This window comes from Rhizobium tropici CIAT 899 (genome assembly GCF_000330885.1).
In the GTDB taxonomy this organism is placed as follows: Bacteria; Pseudomonadota; Alphaproteobacteria; order Rhizobiales; family Rhizobiaceae; genus Rhizobium; species Rhizobium tropici.
In genome coordinates, this window is record NC_020059.1 from 220,967 (window position 1) to 237,481 (window position 16,515).

The following is a 16,515-nucleotide window of genomic DNA, read 5'->3' on the forward strand; positions in this document are numbered from 1 at the left end:
ACAAGGCAACCGATTAGTCCCGCTTCATGAAGCTCCGATGTCAGTTTTATGTAACTGCTGTTACAATTCCCGTCGTTTTCGCAAGATTAGCCGGCTGAGAGCTTTCCGTTATGTTTAGCCGTCAAACATGCCGGTCGGCAGGCCGTCCATGCTGAAGCTATTCTTCTCGCGCCGATATTCTTCAATGCCTTCAGGACCCTTGGCTTTTGCCCATTGGTCGAGGCTCGGCCTCTCGCCTTCATAGGAGAAGAGCGGCACGCCGAAACCGCAGGACGTCTGTACGAGATCGAAGTCCAGCCATACGATCTGCCGTGCGCCGAGAGGCTCTTCGCCCGCATAGTGTTCGTGCAGCAATTCCCGATATTCGGGTGCCGAGCGATGGATGATCCGGCCGCGGCCATAGAGGCGCAGGATCATCGGCGGCCCTTCGACGGCGCAGAACATAATCGTCAGCCGCCCGTCGGCCTTCATGTGGGCCGATGTTTCGTTACCGCTGCCGGTCCGGTCGAGATAGATGGCCGTGTTTGGAGAGATGATGCGCAGGCACAGCGTTTCGCGCGGCGAAACATTGACCCGGGACTCCGATGTCGCCGATGCCGTGAAGAAGATGTGCTGCCGCGCGATGAAATCGCGCAGCCTGTCGTCGATGCTGGAAAATTGCTTTGCCATGGAAACTCCTCTAGATCCCGTCCTCGCACGGATCATCTGAAAGCTGAATCACTCGTCAACGCCTTGCAAGCTTGGTTTGGGTGGGAACAGTTCTCAGGCGTCGTAGCGATCCAAAAACTCTTCCGCAGACAGGGCGCGGAAATCGGCAAGTGCCGTGCGCAGGCGGTCGTGATCCCAATCCCACCAGGCAAGCCTATCCATGCGCGCACCGACTTTGGCGGTGAAGCGTTCGCGGATCAGCTTGGCCGGCACGCCGCCGACGATCGTGTAGGGCGCGACATCTTTGGAAACGACCGCGCCTGCCCCGATGACGGCACCATTGCCGACCGCCACACCCGGCAGGATGGTGGCGCCATGGCCGATCCAGACGTCATGGCCGATGACGACGCGATGGTCGCGCCGCCAGGTGAAGAAGTCGCTCTCCATATCGGCGTCAGGCCAGTAGTCGGCGGCGCGGTAGGTGAAATGGTGCAGCGTGGCGCGCCATGTCGGATGATTGGTGGCGTTGATGCGCACGGCGGCGGCGATGTTGACGAACTTGCCGATCGTCGCGCACCAGACCGCACCATCCTGCATGATGTAGGAATAATCGCCGATCTCGACCTCGTCGATGCGGCAGCGGTCGGAGACCTCGGTGTAGCGGCCGAGCGTCGAATTGTTGACGCTCGCGGATGGGCTGATGTAGGGCGTCTCGCCCAATTTTCGGCTCATGCGGCGGCCTTCCGCGGCGAGAATTGCGAGACGTCGAGAATGCGGCTGCCGACGGCCTCGCGCACCTCTTCGTCATGGAAGATGCCGAGAAGAGCGACGCCGGCTTCCTTCTTCTGTTCGATCATGTCGACGACGACGGCCCGGTTGCGGGCATCGAGCGACGCCGTTGGTTCGTCGAGCAGCAGGATGGCGTGGTCGGTGATGAAGCCGCGGGCGATGTTGACACGCTGCTGCTCGCCGCCGGAGAAGGTGGCAGGCGGCAGCTCCCAGAGTTCCTTCGGCAAGTTCAGTTGTGCGAGCAGTTCTGCGGCCCTGTCGCGGGCCTCGCTCACGGTCACGCCACGGCTGAGCAGCGGCTCGGCAACCACATCGATGGCGGCAACGCGCGGCACGGTGCGCAGGAACTGGCTGACATAGCCCATGGTCTGGCGGCGGACGTCGAGCACGGTGCGCGGATCGGCGGTGGCGAGATCGACGATCCTGTCCCGGTGAGTGACAAGGATCTGGCCGCTGTCGACGGCATAATTGCCATAGATCATCTTCAGCAGCGAACTCTTGCCGATGCCGGACGGACCGCCAAGCACGACGCATTCGCCAGCGGCGACGGAGAAGGAGACATCGGTGACGACAGGCAGGCGAATGCCGTCGCGCAGATGCATGGTGAAGCTTTTGAAGACTTCGGAAACGACGAGTGGGGTTGCCATGTTTGTTCCTCAGACCTGCAGGATCGAAGAGACCAGCAGTTGGGTATAGGGTTCGCGCGGGTCGTCGAGCACGCGGTCGGTCAAACCGTGTTCGATCACCTGTCCGTCCTTCATCACCATCATGCGATGCGACAGGAGGCGGGCGACCGCGAGATCGTGCGTGACGATGATGGCCGACAGGCCGAGATCGTTGACGAGGCCACGCACGAGGTCGAGCAGACGGGCCTGCACGGACACGTCGAGGCCGCCGGTCGGTTCGTCCATGAAGACGAGGCGGGGACCGGTTACAAGGTTGCGGGCGATCTGCAGGCGCTGGCGCATGCCGCCGGAAAACGCGCGCGGCTGGTCGTCGATGCGGTCGGCATCGATCTCGACCCGCTCTAGCCAGTCGATAGCCGTGTTGCGGATGTTGCCGTAATGGCGGTTGCCGATCGCCATCAGCCGCTCGCCGACATTGGCGCCGGCCGAAACCGTCATGCGCAGGCCATCGGCCGGGTTCTGATGCACGAAGCCCCAGTCGGTACGCATCAGGAAGCGGCGCTCGGCCTCGTTCATGCGGAACAGGTCGCGATAGGTCTCGTCGCGCATATGGTATTCGACGCTGCCCGTCGTCGGCAGCAACCGCGTTGAGATGCAGTTGAGCAGCGTCGTCTTGCCGGAACCGGATTCGCCGACGATGGCGAGAACCTCGCCGGGCCAGAGCTCGAAGGACACATCGCGGCAACCGATGCGGCTGCCGTAGAATTTCGAGACGTCCTTGACCTTCAGAAGGGGTGAGTCACTCATTCGGCAGCCTCCTGGTTGGGTGCCAGCATCGAGCCGATATGGCCGTGGGCGCGACGGTCTTCGCAGAAATCGGTATCGGAGCAGACGAACATGCGTCCGCCCTTGTCGTCGAGGATCACCTCGTCGAGATAGACCTGCTCGGCCCCGCAAAGCGCGCAGGGCTTGTCGAAACGCTGCACTTCGAAGGGATGATCTTCGAAATCCAGGCTGACGACTTCAGTGTAGGGCGGCACGGCATAGATACGCTTCTCACGGCCGGCGCCGAACAGCTGCAGCGCGTCGGACAGATGCATTTTCGGATTGTCGAACTTCGGCGTCGGTGAGGGATCCATGACGTAGCGGCCGGCGACCTTGACCGGATAGGCATAGGTCGTGGCGATGCGGCCGTTGCGGGCAATGTCCTCATAGAGCTTCACATGCATGAGGCCGTATTCCTCTAGCGCATGCATCTTGCGTGTCTCGGTCTCGCGCGGCTCCAGGAAACGTAAGGGTTCCGGGATCGGTACCTGGTAGACGAGCACCTGGTTCGGGCCAAGCTTCGCCTCGGGGATGCGGTGTCGCGTCTGGATGATGGTCGCTTCGTCGGTGCGGGTGGTCACGGCGACATTCGCCACCTTCTGAAAGAAGGCGCGGATGGAGACTGCGTTCGTCGTGTCGTCGGCGCCCTGGTCGATGACCTTCAGTACGTCCTGCGGGCCGATGATCGCTGCGGTCAGCTGAACGCCGCCGGTGCCCCAGCCGTACGGCATCGGCATTTCGCGGGAGGCGAAGGGAACCTGATAGCCGGGAATGGCGATCGCCTTCAGGATGGCGCGGCGAATCATCCGCTTGGTCTGCTCGTCGAGATAGGCGAAGTTGTAGGTGGCGAGTTCGGTCATTCGGCTGCCTCCGTCATGGGTTCCATGCCGCGATCGCGCGCGGCCTCGAAGTCGCGGCGCATGCGCCGCACCAGGTCGAGTTCGGCCTGGAAGTCGACATAGTGCGGCAGCTTCAGATGTTCGACGAAGCCAGTCGCCTGCACGTTATCGGAGTGGGAAATGACGAATTCCTCGTCCTGAGCCGGCGCAACGATGTCTTCGCCGAGTTCCTCGGCGCGTAGCGCGCGGTCGACCAGCGACATGGCCATCGCCTTGCGCTCGCTCTGGCCGAAGACCAGGCCATAGCCGCGGGTAAACTGCGGCGGTGCCTTGGCCGAACCCTTGAACTGGTTGACCATCTGGCATTCGGTCACCTGGATGCGGCCGAGCGAGACGGCAAAACCGAGTTCCGGTATGTCGAATTCCACTTCCACTTCGCCGATGCGGATTTCGCCGGTGAAGGGGTGGGTGCGGCCGTAGCCGCGCTGCGTCGAATAGCCGAGCGCCAGCAGAAAGCCTTCATCGCCGCGGGCAAGCGCCTGCAGGCGAAGGTCGCGGGTCATTGGGAATTCCAATGGCTCGCGCGTGAGGTCGCCGATCTCATGATCGACCGGCATGGTGCCGTCGCCTTCGATCAGCCCTTCCTGATCGAGGATTTCGGAAACGCGCATGACGCGACCGTCTTCGGCCGGCCGCTGCATCGGCTCGTCGACAGGCTCGTCGGTCAGGAGGCTCGGGTCGAGTAGCCGGTGCGTATAGTCGAAGGTCGGGCCGAGAAGCTGGCCGCCGGGCAAGTCCTTGTAGGTCGCGGAGATGCGGCGCTCGATCTTCATGGCTGATGTGTCAAGCGGCTGGGAGTAGCCAAAGCGCGGCAGCGTCGTGCGGTAGGCTCTGAGCAGGAAGATCGCTTCGATCATGTCGCCGCGGGCCTGGCGAACGGCGAGTGCGGCCAGCGTACGGTCATAGAGCGAGGCTTCGGCCATGACGCGGTCAACGGCGAGTGCTAGCTGCGCCACGATCTGGTCGATGCCGACGGCCGGCAGCGAACGGTCGCCGCGGCGGCGGTCGGCCAGCAGCCGGTGCGCATTGGCAATGGCGGCTTCACCGCCCTTTACAGCAACATACATACGTCAAATCTCCGTCGCGATGATCTTGGCGGTGCGCGGCAGGCAAAGGAATTGCCGGCCCGCCGTCAGGATGAGATCGACGCCGCGCGGGAAAAGGGCGCGATTGTCGTTCCAGATGCGCAAAAGCGCATCCGGCAGGCCGACCGGGGCGATCATGTTGATGTCCTTGATACCCGGGCCGGCAAGCGCCAGGTCCTTGCCGCCCTCCAGGCTTTCGATTTCGAGCACAATGGTCGTGGAACGGTCCGGATATTCCTGGGTGCCGATACCGAACTGGCTGAAGGACGAAAGCGCCATGCCGGCTTCGACAAAGGCAAAATGTGCCTCCAGCCGCTCGGATATGATCGGTGCGCCGGTGTGGAATGCCAGCCATTCCGGCAGGCTCGATCTTGCCAGGCTGTTGGAAAGCCAGACTGGGGTGTCGTGATCGCAAAGGGTGAGCCCGATGGCGCCGGCAGCGATGCCGAGCGGCGCCGGCGGTGTGATGTCGGCGGTAATGGTCTGCAGGGTGCCTGGGCGCGCCATGGCGTCCATCGCCATCTTGAAGACACTCTGGGCGTCGAAAACCGGATCGGTGAAGCCGCCGGTCAGGGCCTCATTGCCGAAGGTTGGGGTACTGGATAGGCTCATCAATCTTCTCCGCGAACCATGGTGAAGAAATCGACGCGGGTCGCCGCCGTCTCTTCCGCGCGCTTGCGATCATAGTTTTCGATACGTTCGGTCACGGGCTGCAGGATCGCCTTTTCGACGAATTCCTTTGTGGCCGATTGCTGCCAGAGCGCATCGAAGATGGCCGAAAGCCGGACCTTTTCCCGATCCGTGCCAAGAGCATGTGCGTGCCCAATGGTGTTGGATGCCAGCCGGATGGTGGCGCGTGTTACCGTGACTTCGCCGAGGTTGAAGGGGGAGCCGCCACCACCGATGCGGCCGCGCACCATGACGAGCCCGGTCTCGGGGCCGCGCACCGGCTGCACCGCCGGCTTGCTCGGCAATGCTTCCCAGGCCGCCTCTAGCTCGTCGCGTTCTGCCTGCGCCAAGAGATCGGCGACGCGCTTGCGTTCCCGACGCTCCTGTGCGGCCGCTTCCTGCCTTTGTGCTGAATTCATCGAGCCTTCCTCTAAATGTCTATTGATATAGACAACCATACAAGATATGTTTATATCTATTAGTGAGTCGTGACAAGCGTGTGACAGGGCGAGATGGCTGGGCAGAAGATACAGAGGCAGACGGGCGTGGCGCTCTGGCGGCAGATTGCCGACCGCATTCGCACGTCAATTAATCACGGCGATTTCGACGAGACCGGCATGGTGCCGCCGGAAACCGTGCTGGCGCTGCAGTTCGGCGTCAACAGGCACACGATCAGAAGTGCGTTGGCGGCGCTCGCCCAGGAAGGCATCGTCAGGGCCGTGCAGGGACGCGGGACGCTGATCGAGCGCAAGGAGCGGCTGAGTTTTCCGATTTCAAGGCGCACGCGATTTTCGCAGGGGATCGGCGATCAGGTGCGCGAGACCCGCAGCGTACTGCTTGCATCAGGTGAAGAGGCCGCCAGCGCCGAATTGGCCAGGCAGCTGAAAATCAGGTCCGGAACGCCGCTGATAAGGCTCGAAACGCTGGGTCAGGCGGATCATCGGCCTGTATCGCGCGCCACCAGTTGGTTTCCGGCGGATCGTTTTGGCGATATTGCGGAGGTCTATCGGACAACCGGTTCGATCACCAAGGCATTCAAGGAGCTTGGCGTTCCTGACTACGTCCGCGTCGTCACCGAGATCACCGCGACGCATGCTGACGAAGGCGATCTCACCGATCTGCAGCTATCCCCGGGCGCCATTGTTCTCGTCGCCCAGGCGCTGAACGCGGATCTCGATAATGTCCCCGTGCAATACTCGATTTCCCGCTTCGCCGCGGACAGGGTGCGTTTCACCGTCGAGAATTGAGGCTGGTACAGCCCCTCATCCGGCCTGTCGGCCACCTTCTCCCCGCAGGCGGGTAGAAGGGGAAAGACGCATCGCCTGTTGCCTCTCAATCTCGCATGTATCGAGAGTTTACCACAGAAGAGGTCGTTCCCTCTCTCCGTCAAACGGGGAGAGGGCTAGGGTGAGGGGCTTTTCAGAGGCAGCTAGTTAGATGGCACTCAGTGAGCGCCGGACATGTCGCCGAGGACTTCCTTCGAGGCGACGGTGGAGTCGGCCTTGAGCTTGTAGACCATCGGTACGCCGGTCGCGAGGTTGAGCTCCAGGATCTGCGCCTTGCTCAGGCGATCGAGAACCATGACGAGCGAGCGCAGCGAATTGCCATGGGCGGCAACAAGCACATTCTGACCGGCGAGAACGCGCGGCAGGATTTCCGTCAGGTAATAGGGCCAGACGCGGGCGCCGGTGTCGCGCAAGCTTTCGCCGCCCGGCGGCGGAACGTCATAGGAGCGGCGCCAGATGTGAACCTGCTCTTCGCCCCACTTGGCGCGGGCGTCATCCTTGTTGAGGCCGGAGAGGTCGCCATAGTCACGCTCATTCAGCGCCTGATCCCTAATGGTTTCAAGGCCCTGCTGGCCGATTTCGTCGAGAATGATTTTCAACGTGTGCTGGGCGCGCGTCAGCGCCGAGGTGAAGGCGATATCGTACTTGATGCCGTAATCGGCCAGTGCCTTGCCGCCGGTCTTGGCCTCTTGGATGCCAAGCTCGGTCAGATCGGGGTCTTTCCAGCCGGTAAAGAGATTCTTCAAATTCCAGTCGCTCTGCCCGTGGCGAACGAGAACGAGAGTGCCGCTCATAATATTTCTCCCTGATAGGGCAATTCCAGGAAAAGTGCGTAGCGGTTTTCCGTCCGGAATTGCGAGACAATAAAAGGCTGGAGCGGATCGGCAGTTCGGTGCAGACCCGCTCCGGGATCGGATCAACGTGTGGAGAGCCCGAGAACATCGAGCATGGAATAGAAGCCGGGTTTCTTGTCGCGCGCCCAGAGCGCCGCCTGCAGCGCGCCGCGCGCAAACAGCGACCGGTCGCCGGCATTGTGCGACAGCGTCAGCCGTTCGCTCTCGCTGGCGAAGATCACCGAGTGATCGCCGACCACGCCGCCGCCGCGCAGGGTCGCAAAGCCGATCGTGCCCACCGGGCGCGGGCCGGTATGGCCATCGCGCACGCGCACGGAATTGTCGTTGAGGTCGATGCCACGGCCTTTCGCCGCAGCCTGGCCGAGCAGGAGTGCCGTGCCCGAGGGCGCATCCACCTTGTGGCGATGATGCATTTCCAGCACCTCGATGTCCCAGTCGTTCGAGGGGAGCGCCCGTGCCGCCTGCTCCACGAGCACGCTCAAAAGGTTGATGCCAAGGCCCATATTGCCCGATTTGACGATGCGGGCATGGCGCGCAGCTGCCTTGAACTTCGCTTCGTCCTCGTCCGAGCAGCCGGTCGTGCCGATGATATGGACGATGCGTGCCTGTGCGGCGAGGCCGGCAAAGGTGACGCTGGTTGCCGGCGTCGTGAAATCGATGACGCCTTCGGCATGCAGGAAAGCGGAAAGCGGATCGTCGGTGACGGGAATGCCGATCGGCCCAAGCCCGGCGATCTCGCCGGCGTCCTTGCCGATGAAAGCGGAGCCGGGACGGGCGACGGCGGCGTGCAGGGTTACACCCTCGGTCGCGTGAACGAGGCGGATGAGAGCCTGTCCCATGCGGCCCGCCGCGCCAACCACCACCAGCTTCATCGCATCGTCGCTCATGTTGTCTCTGTCGTCTATTTGCGGGAGTTGCTTGATATGGCCGGTAGCTGCAGGTTGTTGAGCCGAGCGTAGAGGCCATTGTCTGATGTCGCAAGTGTCTCGTGGTTGCCCTCTTCGACAACCCGGCCGTTCTGCATGACGACGATCTTCTCGGCGCGGACAACCGTCGACAGGCGGTGGGCGATGACGACGACGGTGCGGCCGCTCATCGCCTCTTCCAGAGCCTTCTGCACGGCTGCTTCGGATTCCGTGTCGAGCGCCGAGGTCGCCTCGTCGAGAAGCAGGATCGGCGCATTGCGCACCAGCGCGCGGGCGATCGACAGCCGCTGCCGCTGGCCGCCGGAAAGCGTCACGCCGTTTTCGCCGACCGGGGTATCGTACCCCATCGGCTGCGCCTCGATGAAATCATGGGCATAGGCGAGGCGGGCTGCCTCCTTGATCTCGGCATCGGTCGCTTCCGGGCGCCCGTAGCGGATGTTGTCGCGGATCGTACCTTCGAAGAGATAAGGTTGCTGCGAAACATAGGCGAGTTGCTCTCGCAACGATTGTTTCGTCACATGCGCGATATCCTGTCCATCGATGAAGATGCTGCCGGCTTTCGGATCGTAGAAGCGTGGAATCAGATTGATGACGGTGGACTTGCCGGCGCCGGAAGGGCCAACAAGCGCCGTCGTCTGCCCGCCCTCGGCGGTGAAATTGACGCCGGAGAGCACGGCGTCGTCGCCATAGGCGAAATGAACGTCGCGGAATTCGATGCGGGCCTCGGTTACGACCAGCGGCTTGGCATCGGGCAGGTCGCGCTGGCGCGGCTCCATGTCGAGCAGCTCGTAGATCATCCGTGCGTTAACGACCGCCCGCTCCAGCTGCACCTGCAGCTTGGCGAGGCGGCGGGCTGGGTCATAGGCGAGCAGTAGCGAAGTGGCGAAGGAGAAGAACACGCCCGGCGAGACATTATCGTAGATCGACCGGTAGGCGGCGTAGGCGAAAAGGCTGGCAATCGCGAAGCCGGCGACGGTCTCGATCAGCGGTCCGTTGCGCTCCGAAAGACGGGCGATGCGGTTCTGCCGGTGCTCGGCTGCGGTGATCAGCTTATTGATCTTGCGTTCGAGTTCCTCTTCCATCGTGAAGGCCTTGACGATGGAGACGCCTTGGATGGTTTCCTGCATCGCGCCGAGTACATGGCTGTTCAGGACGATCGCATCGCGCGTGGCGGCGCGCAGGCGCTTGGAAATATAGCGCAGCGCGAAGAAGAGCGGCGGCGCGATGACGACGAATGCGATGCTGAGCACCGGATCCTGGAACACCATGACGCAAAGCAGGGCGATGAAGGTCAGAAGGTCGCGTGCCGTCGACGTGATCGTCAGGTTCATGACATCGCGGATGCCCGAGACGTTCTGGCTGACGCGGGCGGCGAGCTGCGCGGAGCGCGCTTCGCTGAAGAAGCCGACCGATAGCGTCATCAGGTGCGAATAGAGCCGGCGCTGGTAGCGGGCGATGATGTTGTTGCCGATCTTTGACAGGATGACCGACTGGAAATATCCGGCAAAGCCGCGCACCACGAAGACGAGGAAGATGCTGAAGCAGATTTTCCATGCATCGACGATATCGCGCGCGATGAAGGCGCTGTCGATGACCGACTTGACGATGTAGCCGATGTAAGCGGTCGAAAGCGCAACGAAGATCAGGCAGGTAATCGCGATGGAGTAGCCGCGGATATGATCGCGGCCGTTCTCGGCGATAATACGCTTCAGCATGCCTGTAATGGCTTCGCTGTCGACGTTTTTGCTTTTCGGGTCAGGCAATTTCAATAATCGGCTTCCTGTCTTGAACCAAGCGAGCCGCATCTGGCACGTGCTTTCGCGGCTCTATTAAAGAGTTAGCACGGCTTTGGCTAGACATGGCTTGCCGCGCTGGTTAAGGCCGATCACGGAGCCGGGCCCATTATAGAGGAAGGCGGCCTCTTCAAAAAGGTAGGCGCGCCGGCTGTTTTGGCGCGCCATGGGCTGTTTGGCAAGCGTTAACGCCGCCAGCGACGGCCTTCTGTCGCAAGGCCGAAGTTTGTGGGCTTGCGGGCATAGGTCGCAAGGCCGGAAAGCGCTGCCAGCGGATTGACGACCACATGCGTCGGGATCGTTTTCATCAATTCCGTGTGCGGTGCCTTGTCTTCGAAGGCGGCACGGAATTCGGGCTTCTGCAACGCGGGCAGGATCTTCTGCGGGATACCGCCCGAGAGATAGACGCCACCGCGCGCCATGAAGACCATGGCGAAATCGCCGGCGACGCGGCCGAGATAGGTGACGAACAGTGTCAGCGTCTCCTCGGCCTGCTTATTGGTGCCGGCGAGTGCATGATTGGTGATATCGGCCGGCTCCTTCAGGCTCGGTTCGATGCCATCAGCCGCGCAGATCGCATGATAAAGGTTCTGCAGACCGCGGCCGCAGATCACCTGCTCGGCCGAGATGCGGCCTTCGATAGGTTCCAGATGCGGCCAGATCTGCAGGTCGCGTTCCGTACGCGGCCCAAGATCGATATGGCCGCCTTCGCCCGGCACGGGCACCCATTGATGCTGGGTATGAACCAGGGCGCCGACGCCAAGCCCGGTGCCCGGCCCGAGCACGACGCGCGATGCGGTCATGTTCCCGGATGCGTGGCCGATGGTTTGGCGGTGCTCGTCGGAAATCTCGGCGATCGCGAGCGCCTGCGCCTCGAAGTCGTTGATGACGAGCACGTCTTCGATGCCGAGATTGGCGATCATCGTCTTCGGACGGATCACCCAGGGGCAATTGGTCAGAGGAATCTCATCACCCTGTACCGGCCCGGCCATGGCGAGAATTGCCGAGCGCGGCTGAACCTTGCTGTTTTCGAGGGCGAGTTTGATCGCATCGTCGATCGTGGCGAAATTCGCCGTCTGCACGACCGGGAAGTGCTCCTGCTCGGAGTCCGCATCGGCAAGGATCGAGAAGCGTGCATTGGTGCCGCCGATATCGCCGATCAGGATTGGGAAAGGCAAGGGGGCATCACTGTGATTGAGCTCGGGCATGGCCAGGTCCGTGGTCTGCCGCCGGCAAGGCGGATTAATGGTTCAGTGTTTTGATCAGCCGCTCGGCGGTGGATTCGTTGAGCGCCATCGGAATGTCGTAGAGAACGGCAAGCCGCGTCAATGCCTTCACGTCGACGTCGTGCGGGTGCGGAGTGAGAGGATCGATGAAGAAGACGAGCATGTCGATCTCGCCGGTGGCGATGAGCGCACCGATCTGCTGATCGCCGCCGAGCGGCCCGCTTTTCAGGCGGGTGACCTTGAGGTCGGGGCAGGCATCCAGCACGCGGCCGCCCGTCGTACCCGTGGCGACGATGTTCCAATTGGCAAGGGCGGCCTCGTTGCGCCGTGCAAACTCTGCCATCGCATCTTTTTTCTGATCATGCGCGATCAGTGCGATGCATTTGCTGCCGGCCATGAAATCCTTGCTCCGCCTGATGCTTTCAATCGATTTACCCGCCTTCTATACCAAGGGGGCGCGTTTTGAAAGACGCCTCCGGCAAGGACGATCCAGGATCTATTGCTGCGGAATCTGACCCGGCGGGGTATCGCCCGAAACCGGCAGCGCATCCGTCTCCGCCGAAACGCCGGCTGTTTTGGCGCCGGAGGCGATAGGACGCGTGGAGGCTATCGAAGGTGCTGCCAATACAGCCTGGCAGGCTTTGGGCAGATCCGCAACCATGACCTCGCGCGGCTTTTGGGGCGGCTTGTCGCTGGGCTTCGGCTTGGCCCAGGGCTGCGGTCCGAACCACCAGGCAAGCGACTTGTCGCAGCCATCACCGGCGGCGACCGGCGCCTGCCCCGTGCAGCCGGCGGAACCAGCTGGGCAGCGAAGGCGGATATGGAAATGCGAGTCGTGCCCGTATTCCGGCCGCAGCTTGCCGAGATTGCTGCGATCGCCCGTCCAGCTCTCGCACATCTTCTTCTTGATCGCCGGGTTGACGAAGATGCGCTCGACCTCGGGGTAACTCGCCGCGCGCATCAGCAGGCGCGCATGCGCCGGTGTCCAGACCTTGTCATTGATCGTCAGGAACTTGTCCTTGGCGAGCATCGTGGTGAAGGGCAGGGCTTCGCGCTCCTCCGCCGTCATCTTGCGCCGTGGCATAGGCGTCAGCCAGACGTCCGCATCGAGGCCGATCTGATGCGAGGCGTGACCGTTGATCATCGGGCCGCCGCGCGGCTGCGAGATATCGCCGACAAGCAGGCCCGGCCAGCCGTCATTCTTGGCTGCATCGCGCGACAGCCGCTCAAGCAGGCCGATCAACTCCGGCCGGCCCCAGCGGCGATTGCGCGACAGGCGCATCGCCTGCCACGTCGGGCCGTCGGCCGGCAGAGCGACTGCGCCCGCAAGGCAACCCTTTGCATAGAAGCCGATTGATTGCGGCGCCCCCTGCGTCGGCAGCGTCACGGCGCCGAAGACCGCTTTTGCGCTGCCGGGCGAAGGTGTGGCCTGCTGCGCCAGCGCATCGCCGGCGATAAGGCCCATCCCGATCGAGGTTGCGAGAGAGAATTTGCCGATCGTTCGAAAGGCGCGAGCCAGAAGTGAAGCCATGCATATCCTTGAAGGCGGTCGGCATCAGCCGAAGTGATTTGCCGCGAGACTATCCTGAAAAAGGATGGAAGTGAATCCGCGGTAATCGCCGGTGGCTACCGGCCGACCGCCTTTGCCGGCATGGCCGTCGTTACGACAGATCAGTTTGCCAGGATTTCCGCCGTCTTGCGGATACGCGATAGCCGCGGCAGCACTTTCGTGCAGGCGAAATCCTGCATCTCCTGCGAGAGCGTCGTCACGGCATCTTCGGCAACAATGACGGCGTAATTTGCCGCGTGGGCATCGCGCACGGTGCCTTCCACACCGAAATTGGTGGCGACGCCCGTCACGATCAGCGTTTTGATGCCGCGGCGGCGCAGCTGCAGATCGAGCTCCGTGCCATAGAAGGCGCTCCACTGGCGCTTGGCGATGGCGATATCGGGCGTCAGCGCTGCCATCTCGGCCGGAGCTTCGAGCGCGGCCGGCGGCAAACCTCCTGGGGGAAGCGGGAAGCTTTCGTCGGTCGGCTGATTGACAGTGTCGGCATAGTCTGCGGAAAATCCGACCGTCACGAAAACGGTCGTTCCGCCATCGGCCTTCAACTTGTTAGCGATGGCGACCGTATTGGTGACGATCTGTTGGGCGGAGTAGGGCGCAAGCGGCCGGCTGAGGACGAGGCCTTGCAGGTCGATGGAAACGAGAGCGGTGGTTTTGGGATCGTAAAGTGGCATCTAGGGGCTCCGGAAAAACATGAGGGTATCCTCACAATGGAAAATATGAGGATGACCTCACAAAAATCAAGTGAAGAATTGAAGACGCGTGCGCCGAAACGGCAGCGGGGGCACGATCGCGTTGCCGTTCTGCTCGAAGCGGCGGCGAAAGTCTTTGCGCGCAGGGGTTACGATGCGGCCACGATGACGGAGATCGCGGCGGAGGCGCATTCATCGATCGGCTCGCTCTATCAGTTCTTTCCGACAAAGCCGCTGCTCGCCGAGGCGCTGCATATTGATCGCCTGGAGCGCCTTAAGGCGGGGCTTCGTGACATGGCGGAACGGAGCATAGGGCTTTCCGCCGCCGGTAGCGGCGAGGCAATCTTCGATGCGCTTGCCGCTTTCATCGAGCAATATCCCGAGTTTCCCGTACTAGCCGGGCGTCGCGATATTCCCAAGGACCGCAAGGCTCGCTCGCGCGCGGAGTTGAGGGAGCTGATTGCCGCCTTTCTGCGGCAGGCCCATCCGCCGATCACGGACGATATCGTGCTGATGGCGGGCATCGTGCTCGAATTGCTGCGCATTGCCGTCGTCGTTTCCAGCGACCCGGATGCCGCCGAAGACCGGCGCGTCTTTGCGGAACTGCGGCTGATGCTGCGCAAACGTCTTGAGGATGCTACGGCAAAAGATTGAGCCTCGGACACGGTTTTCAGCCTTTGCAACGTGATGAATTGTTGCGTCCTGCTTTTTGCCCTCATTTGCCTTATGCTGATTCTTCAGAAATCATCGGGAGATCATGAATGGCATTGTCGCGGTTGAAAGCAGGCTTGGTCGTTTCTCTTTTTTGCCTGCTGGCAATGCCTTTATCCACGAAAGCCGAAGAGCCACAATTCCGCATCGGCACCGCCATTCTCGGCGACCTCAAATACCAGCCCGGCTTCAAGCATTTCGATTATGTCAATCCGGATGCGCCGAAGGGCGGCGAGCTTAAGCTTTCGGCCGAAGGGACGTTCGACACGCTCAATCCCGTGCTGTTTAAGGGCAACCCCGCCAGCGGATTGTCAATGGTTTTCGATACGCTGATGAAATCGTCCAATGACGAGATTGCCACTTCCTACGGCTTGCTTGCCGAGGGCGTCTCCTATCCCGATGACATAGCGAGCGCCACCTTCCGCTTACGCGCCGAGGCGAAATGGGCCGATGGCACACCGGTGACCCCGGATGATGTGGTTTTCAGCTTCGATCGAACCAAGGAGCTCAACCCTCTCGCGACCAGTATCTATTCCCACGTGACGCGAGCCGAAAAGACCGGCGACAGGGATGTCACCTTCTATTTCAATGAAAAGAACAATCGCGAACTTCCTTTTATTGCCGGCCAGTTGCTGATCGTGCCGAAAGATTGGTGGGAGAGCGCCGGCGCGGACGGAAAGCCGCGCGATATCTCCCGGACGACACTCGAGCCGATCATGGGATCCGGACCGTATAAGATCGTCTCCGTGCAGCCTGGATCATCGATCCGATACGAACTACGCGACGACTATTGGGGCAAGAACCTGCCGGTCAATATCGGCCAGAATAACTTCGGGGCGATTTCCTATACCTACTACGCCGACAAGGATGTGCAATTCGAAGCCTTTCGCAGCGGAAACACCGATTTCTGGCAGGACCAGTCAGCAAGTCATTGGGTGACCGCATATGACTTTCCAGCCGTCAAGGACGGCCGCATCAAGCGCGACGAGCTGCCCAACTCGCTGCGCTCTGTCGGCATCATGCAGGCGGTGGTGCTCAATCTCCGGCGCGATCAGTTCAAGGATCAGCGTGTGCGCGAGGCGTTGAACTACGCCTATGATTTCGAGGAGATGAACCGGGCGCTTGCCTTTGGCCAGCTGACCCGCGTCAACTCCTTCTTTTTCGGCACCGAGCTTGCCTCTTCGGGGCTGCCCACGGGCGAGGAATTGAATATCCTCAACAGCATCAAGGATAAGGTGCCGCCCGAAGTCTTCAGCACGCCCTATACCAATCCGGTTGGCGGCGACCAACAAAAGGCCCGCGAAAATCTGCGCAAGGCGATCGAGCTTTTCAAGGAAGCCGGTTATGTGTTGAAGGGCAATCGCATGGTCAACGAAAAGACCGGCCAGCCCTTCACGATGGAAATCCTGCTCGGCAGTCCTTCGATGGAAAGATCAAATCTACCCTACGTACAGAACCTGCGCCGCATTGGCATCGATGCGACCCTCAGAACGGTCGATTCATCGCAATACATCAACCGTATTCGCAGCTTCGACTATGATGCGACCTGGAACGTCTGGGGCACGTCTCTGCCGCCCGGCAGTGAACAGATCGATTACTGGGGCTCGGCTTCCGCAAACCGCCAAGGCTCTCGCAACTACGCCGGCATATCCGATCCGGGTGTCGATATATTGATCGGCAAGCTTGTCTCTGCCGCGACCCTCGAAGAGAAGACTGCTGCCGCCAAGGCGCTTGACCGTGTACTGCTCGCCCACCACTACGTTGTCCCGCTTTTTTATGGGACGACGAACAAGATCGCTTATTGGGACAAGTTCGAGCATCTGCCCGAACTGCCCTATTACTCCATCGGCTTCCCCGATGTCTGGTGGTCGAAAAGCGCCGGAAAGTGAGCCTCTCTTGCAATGAGGGGCCTGCTGGCT

The 16,515-nt window shown here is 61.5% G+C and carries 18 protein-coding genes; 3 read left to right on the top strand and 15 right to left on the bottom strand.

The genetic code is table 11. The features are described from left to right. Positions 1–114 precede the first annotated feature (114 nt). The 8 genes from RTCIAT899_RS01040 to phnG form a co-directional block, all read right to left on the bottom strand. Positions 115–669 carry a pyridoxamine 5'-phosphate oxidase family protein gene (locus RTCIAT899_RS01040; protein WP_015338358.1) on the bottom strand — a complete coding sequence of 185 codons (555 nt, stop codon included), beginning with the start codon at positions 667–669 and terminating at the stop codon, positions 115–117. A 93-nt stretch (positions 670–762) separates the two neighbouring features. Continuing rightward, entirely contained in the window at positions 763–1,380 is a 618-nt protein-coding gene (locus RTCIAT899_RS01045; protein ID WP_015338359.1) for a DapH/DapD/GlmU-related protein, read from the bottom strand. Then, complete coding sequence (gene phnL, locus RTCIAT899_RS01050) at positions 1,377–2,084, bottom strand: phosphonate C-P lyase system protein PhnL (protein ID WP_015338360.1); 708 nt, start codon at positions 2,082–2,084, stop codon at positions 1,377–1,379. Before phnL ends, RTCIAT899_RS01045 begins: the two co-directional genes overlap by 4 nt. Positions 2,085–2,093: 9 nt before the next feature. Continuing rightward, positions 2,094–2,870, bottom strand: coding sequence for a phosphonate C-P lyase system protein PhnK (phnK, locus tag RTCIAT899_RS01055; protein ID WP_015338361.1), 777 nt, complete (start codon positions 2,868–2,870; stop codon positions 2,094–2,096). Continuing rightward, complete coding sequence (locus RTCIAT899_RS01060) at positions 2,867–3,748, bottom strand: alpha-D-ribose 1-methylphosphonate 5-phosphate C-P-lyase PhnJ (protein ID WP_015338362.1); 882 nt, start codon at positions 3,746–3,748, stop codon at positions 2,867–2,869. The genes phnK and RTCIAT899_RS01060 overlap by 4 nt, the downstream gene beginning before the upstream one ends. Next, on the bottom strand, positions 3,745–4,854 hold the full coding sequence (locus tag RTCIAT899_RS01065; RefSeq protein WP_015338363.1) for a carbon-phosphorus lyase complex subunit: 1,110 nt from the start codon (positions 4,852–4,854) through the stop codon (positions 3,745–3,747). The genes RTCIAT899_RS01060 and RTCIAT899_RS01065 overlap by 4 nt, the downstream gene beginning before the upstream one ends. 3 nt (positions 4,855–4,857) lie before the next feature. Beyond that, positions 4,858–5,484: a phosphonate C-P lyase system protein PhnH gene (gene phnH, locus RTCIAT899_RS01070; protein WP_015338364.1), complete on the bottom strand. Its 627-nt coding sequence runs from the start codon at positions 5,482–5,484 to the stop codon at positions 4,858–4,860. After that, positions 5,484–5,960 carry a phosphonate C-P lyase system protein PhnG gene (gene phnG, locus RTCIAT899_RS01075; RefSeq protein ID WP_015338365.1) on the bottom strand — a complete coding sequence of 159 codons (477 nt, stop codon included), beginning with the start codon at positions 5,958–5,960 and terminating at the stop codon, positions 5,484–5,486. The genes phnH and phnG overlap by 1 nt, the downstream gene beginning before the upstream one ends. Before the next feature lie 93 nt (positions 5,961–6,053). Between phnG and phnF the strand changes: the two genes are divergently transcribed. After that, positions 6,054–6,788, top strand: coding sequence for a phosphonate metabolism transcriptional regulator PhnF (gene phnF, locus RTCIAT899_RS01080; protein ID WP_015338366.1), 735 nt, complete (start codon positions 6,054–6,056; stop codon positions 6,786–6,788). A gap of 197 nt (positions 6,789–6,985) precedes the next feature. On the opposite strand, the gene RTCIAT899_RS01085 is transcribed toward phnF, so the two are convergent. The 7 genes from RTCIAT899_RS01085 to RTCIAT899_RS01115 all read right to left on the bottom strand — a co-directional run bounded on the left by RTCIAT899_RS01085 (position 6,986) and on the right by RTCIAT899_RS01115 (position 13,867). Then, positions 6,986–7,621: a 2,3-bisphosphoglycerate-dependent phosphoglycerate mutase gene (locus RTCIAT899_RS01085; RefSeq protein WP_015338367.1), complete on the bottom strand. Its 636-nt coding sequence runs from the start codon at positions 7,619–7,621 to the stop codon at positions 6,986–6,988. Positions 7,622–7,743: 122 nt separating this feature from the next. Then, positions 7,744–8,568, bottom strand: coding sequence for a 4-hydroxy-tetrahydrodipicolinate reductase (gene dapB, locus RTCIAT899_RS01090; RefSeq protein ID WP_015338368.1), 825 nt, complete (start codon positions 8,566–8,568; stop codon positions 7,744–7,746). A 14-nt stretch (positions 8,569–8,582) separates the two neighbouring features. Next, a complete protein-coding gene (locus tag RTCIAT899_RS01095; RefSeq protein WP_376766894.1) occupies positions 8,583–10,322 on the bottom strand; it encodes an ABC transporter ATP-binding protein in 1,740 nt (579 codons plus the stop codon). Positions 10,323–10,585: 263 nt separating this feature from the next. Continuing rightward, positions 10,586–11,608, bottom strand: coding sequence for a glucokinase (locus tag RTCIAT899_RS01100; protein WP_041677156.1), 1,023 nt, complete (start codon positions 11,606–11,608; stop codon positions 10,586–10,588). A 34-nt stretch (positions 11,609–11,642) separates the two neighbouring features. Next, positions 11,643–12,023, bottom strand: coding sequence for a methylglyoxal synthase (locus RTCIAT899_RS01105; RefSeq protein WP_015338371.1), 381 nt, complete (start codon positions 12,021–12,023; stop codon positions 11,643–11,645). A 99-nt stretch (positions 12,024–12,122) separates the two neighbouring features. Further along, the gene (gene mepA, locus RTCIAT899_RS01110) at positions 12,123–13,157 is read right to left on the bottom strand and encodes a penicillin-insensitive murein endopeptidase (protein ID WP_015338372.1); all 1,035 of its coding nucleotides are present in this window, start codon (positions 13,155–13,157) and stop codon (positions 12,123–12,125) included. Between the two features lie 140 nt (positions 13,158–13,297). Beyond that, complete coding sequence (locus RTCIAT899_RS01115) at positions 13,298–13,867, bottom strand: isochorismatase family protein (protein ID WP_015338373.1); 570 nt, start codon at positions 13,865–13,867, stop codon at positions 13,298–13,300. 36 nt (positions 13,868–13,903) lie between these two features. On the opposite strand from RTCIAT899_RS01115, the gene RTCIAT899_RS01120 reads away from it, so the two are divergent. Together RTCIAT899_RS01120 and RTCIAT899_RS01125 are read left to right on the top strand one after the other, a co-directional pair. Beyond that, positions 13,904–14,539, top strand: coding sequence for a TetR/AcrR family transcriptional regulator (locus tag RTCIAT899_RS01120; protein ID WP_015338374.1), 636 nt, complete (start codon positions 13,904–13,906; stop codon positions 14,537–14,539). Positions 14,540–14,646: 107 nt separating this feature from the next. Next, a complete protein-coding gene (locus RTCIAT899_RS01125; RefSeq protein ID WP_015338375.1) occupies positions 14,647–16,485 on the top strand; it encodes an extracellular solute-binding protein in 1,839 nt (612 codons plus the stop codon). Positions 16,486–16,515 lie beyond the last annotated feature (30 nt).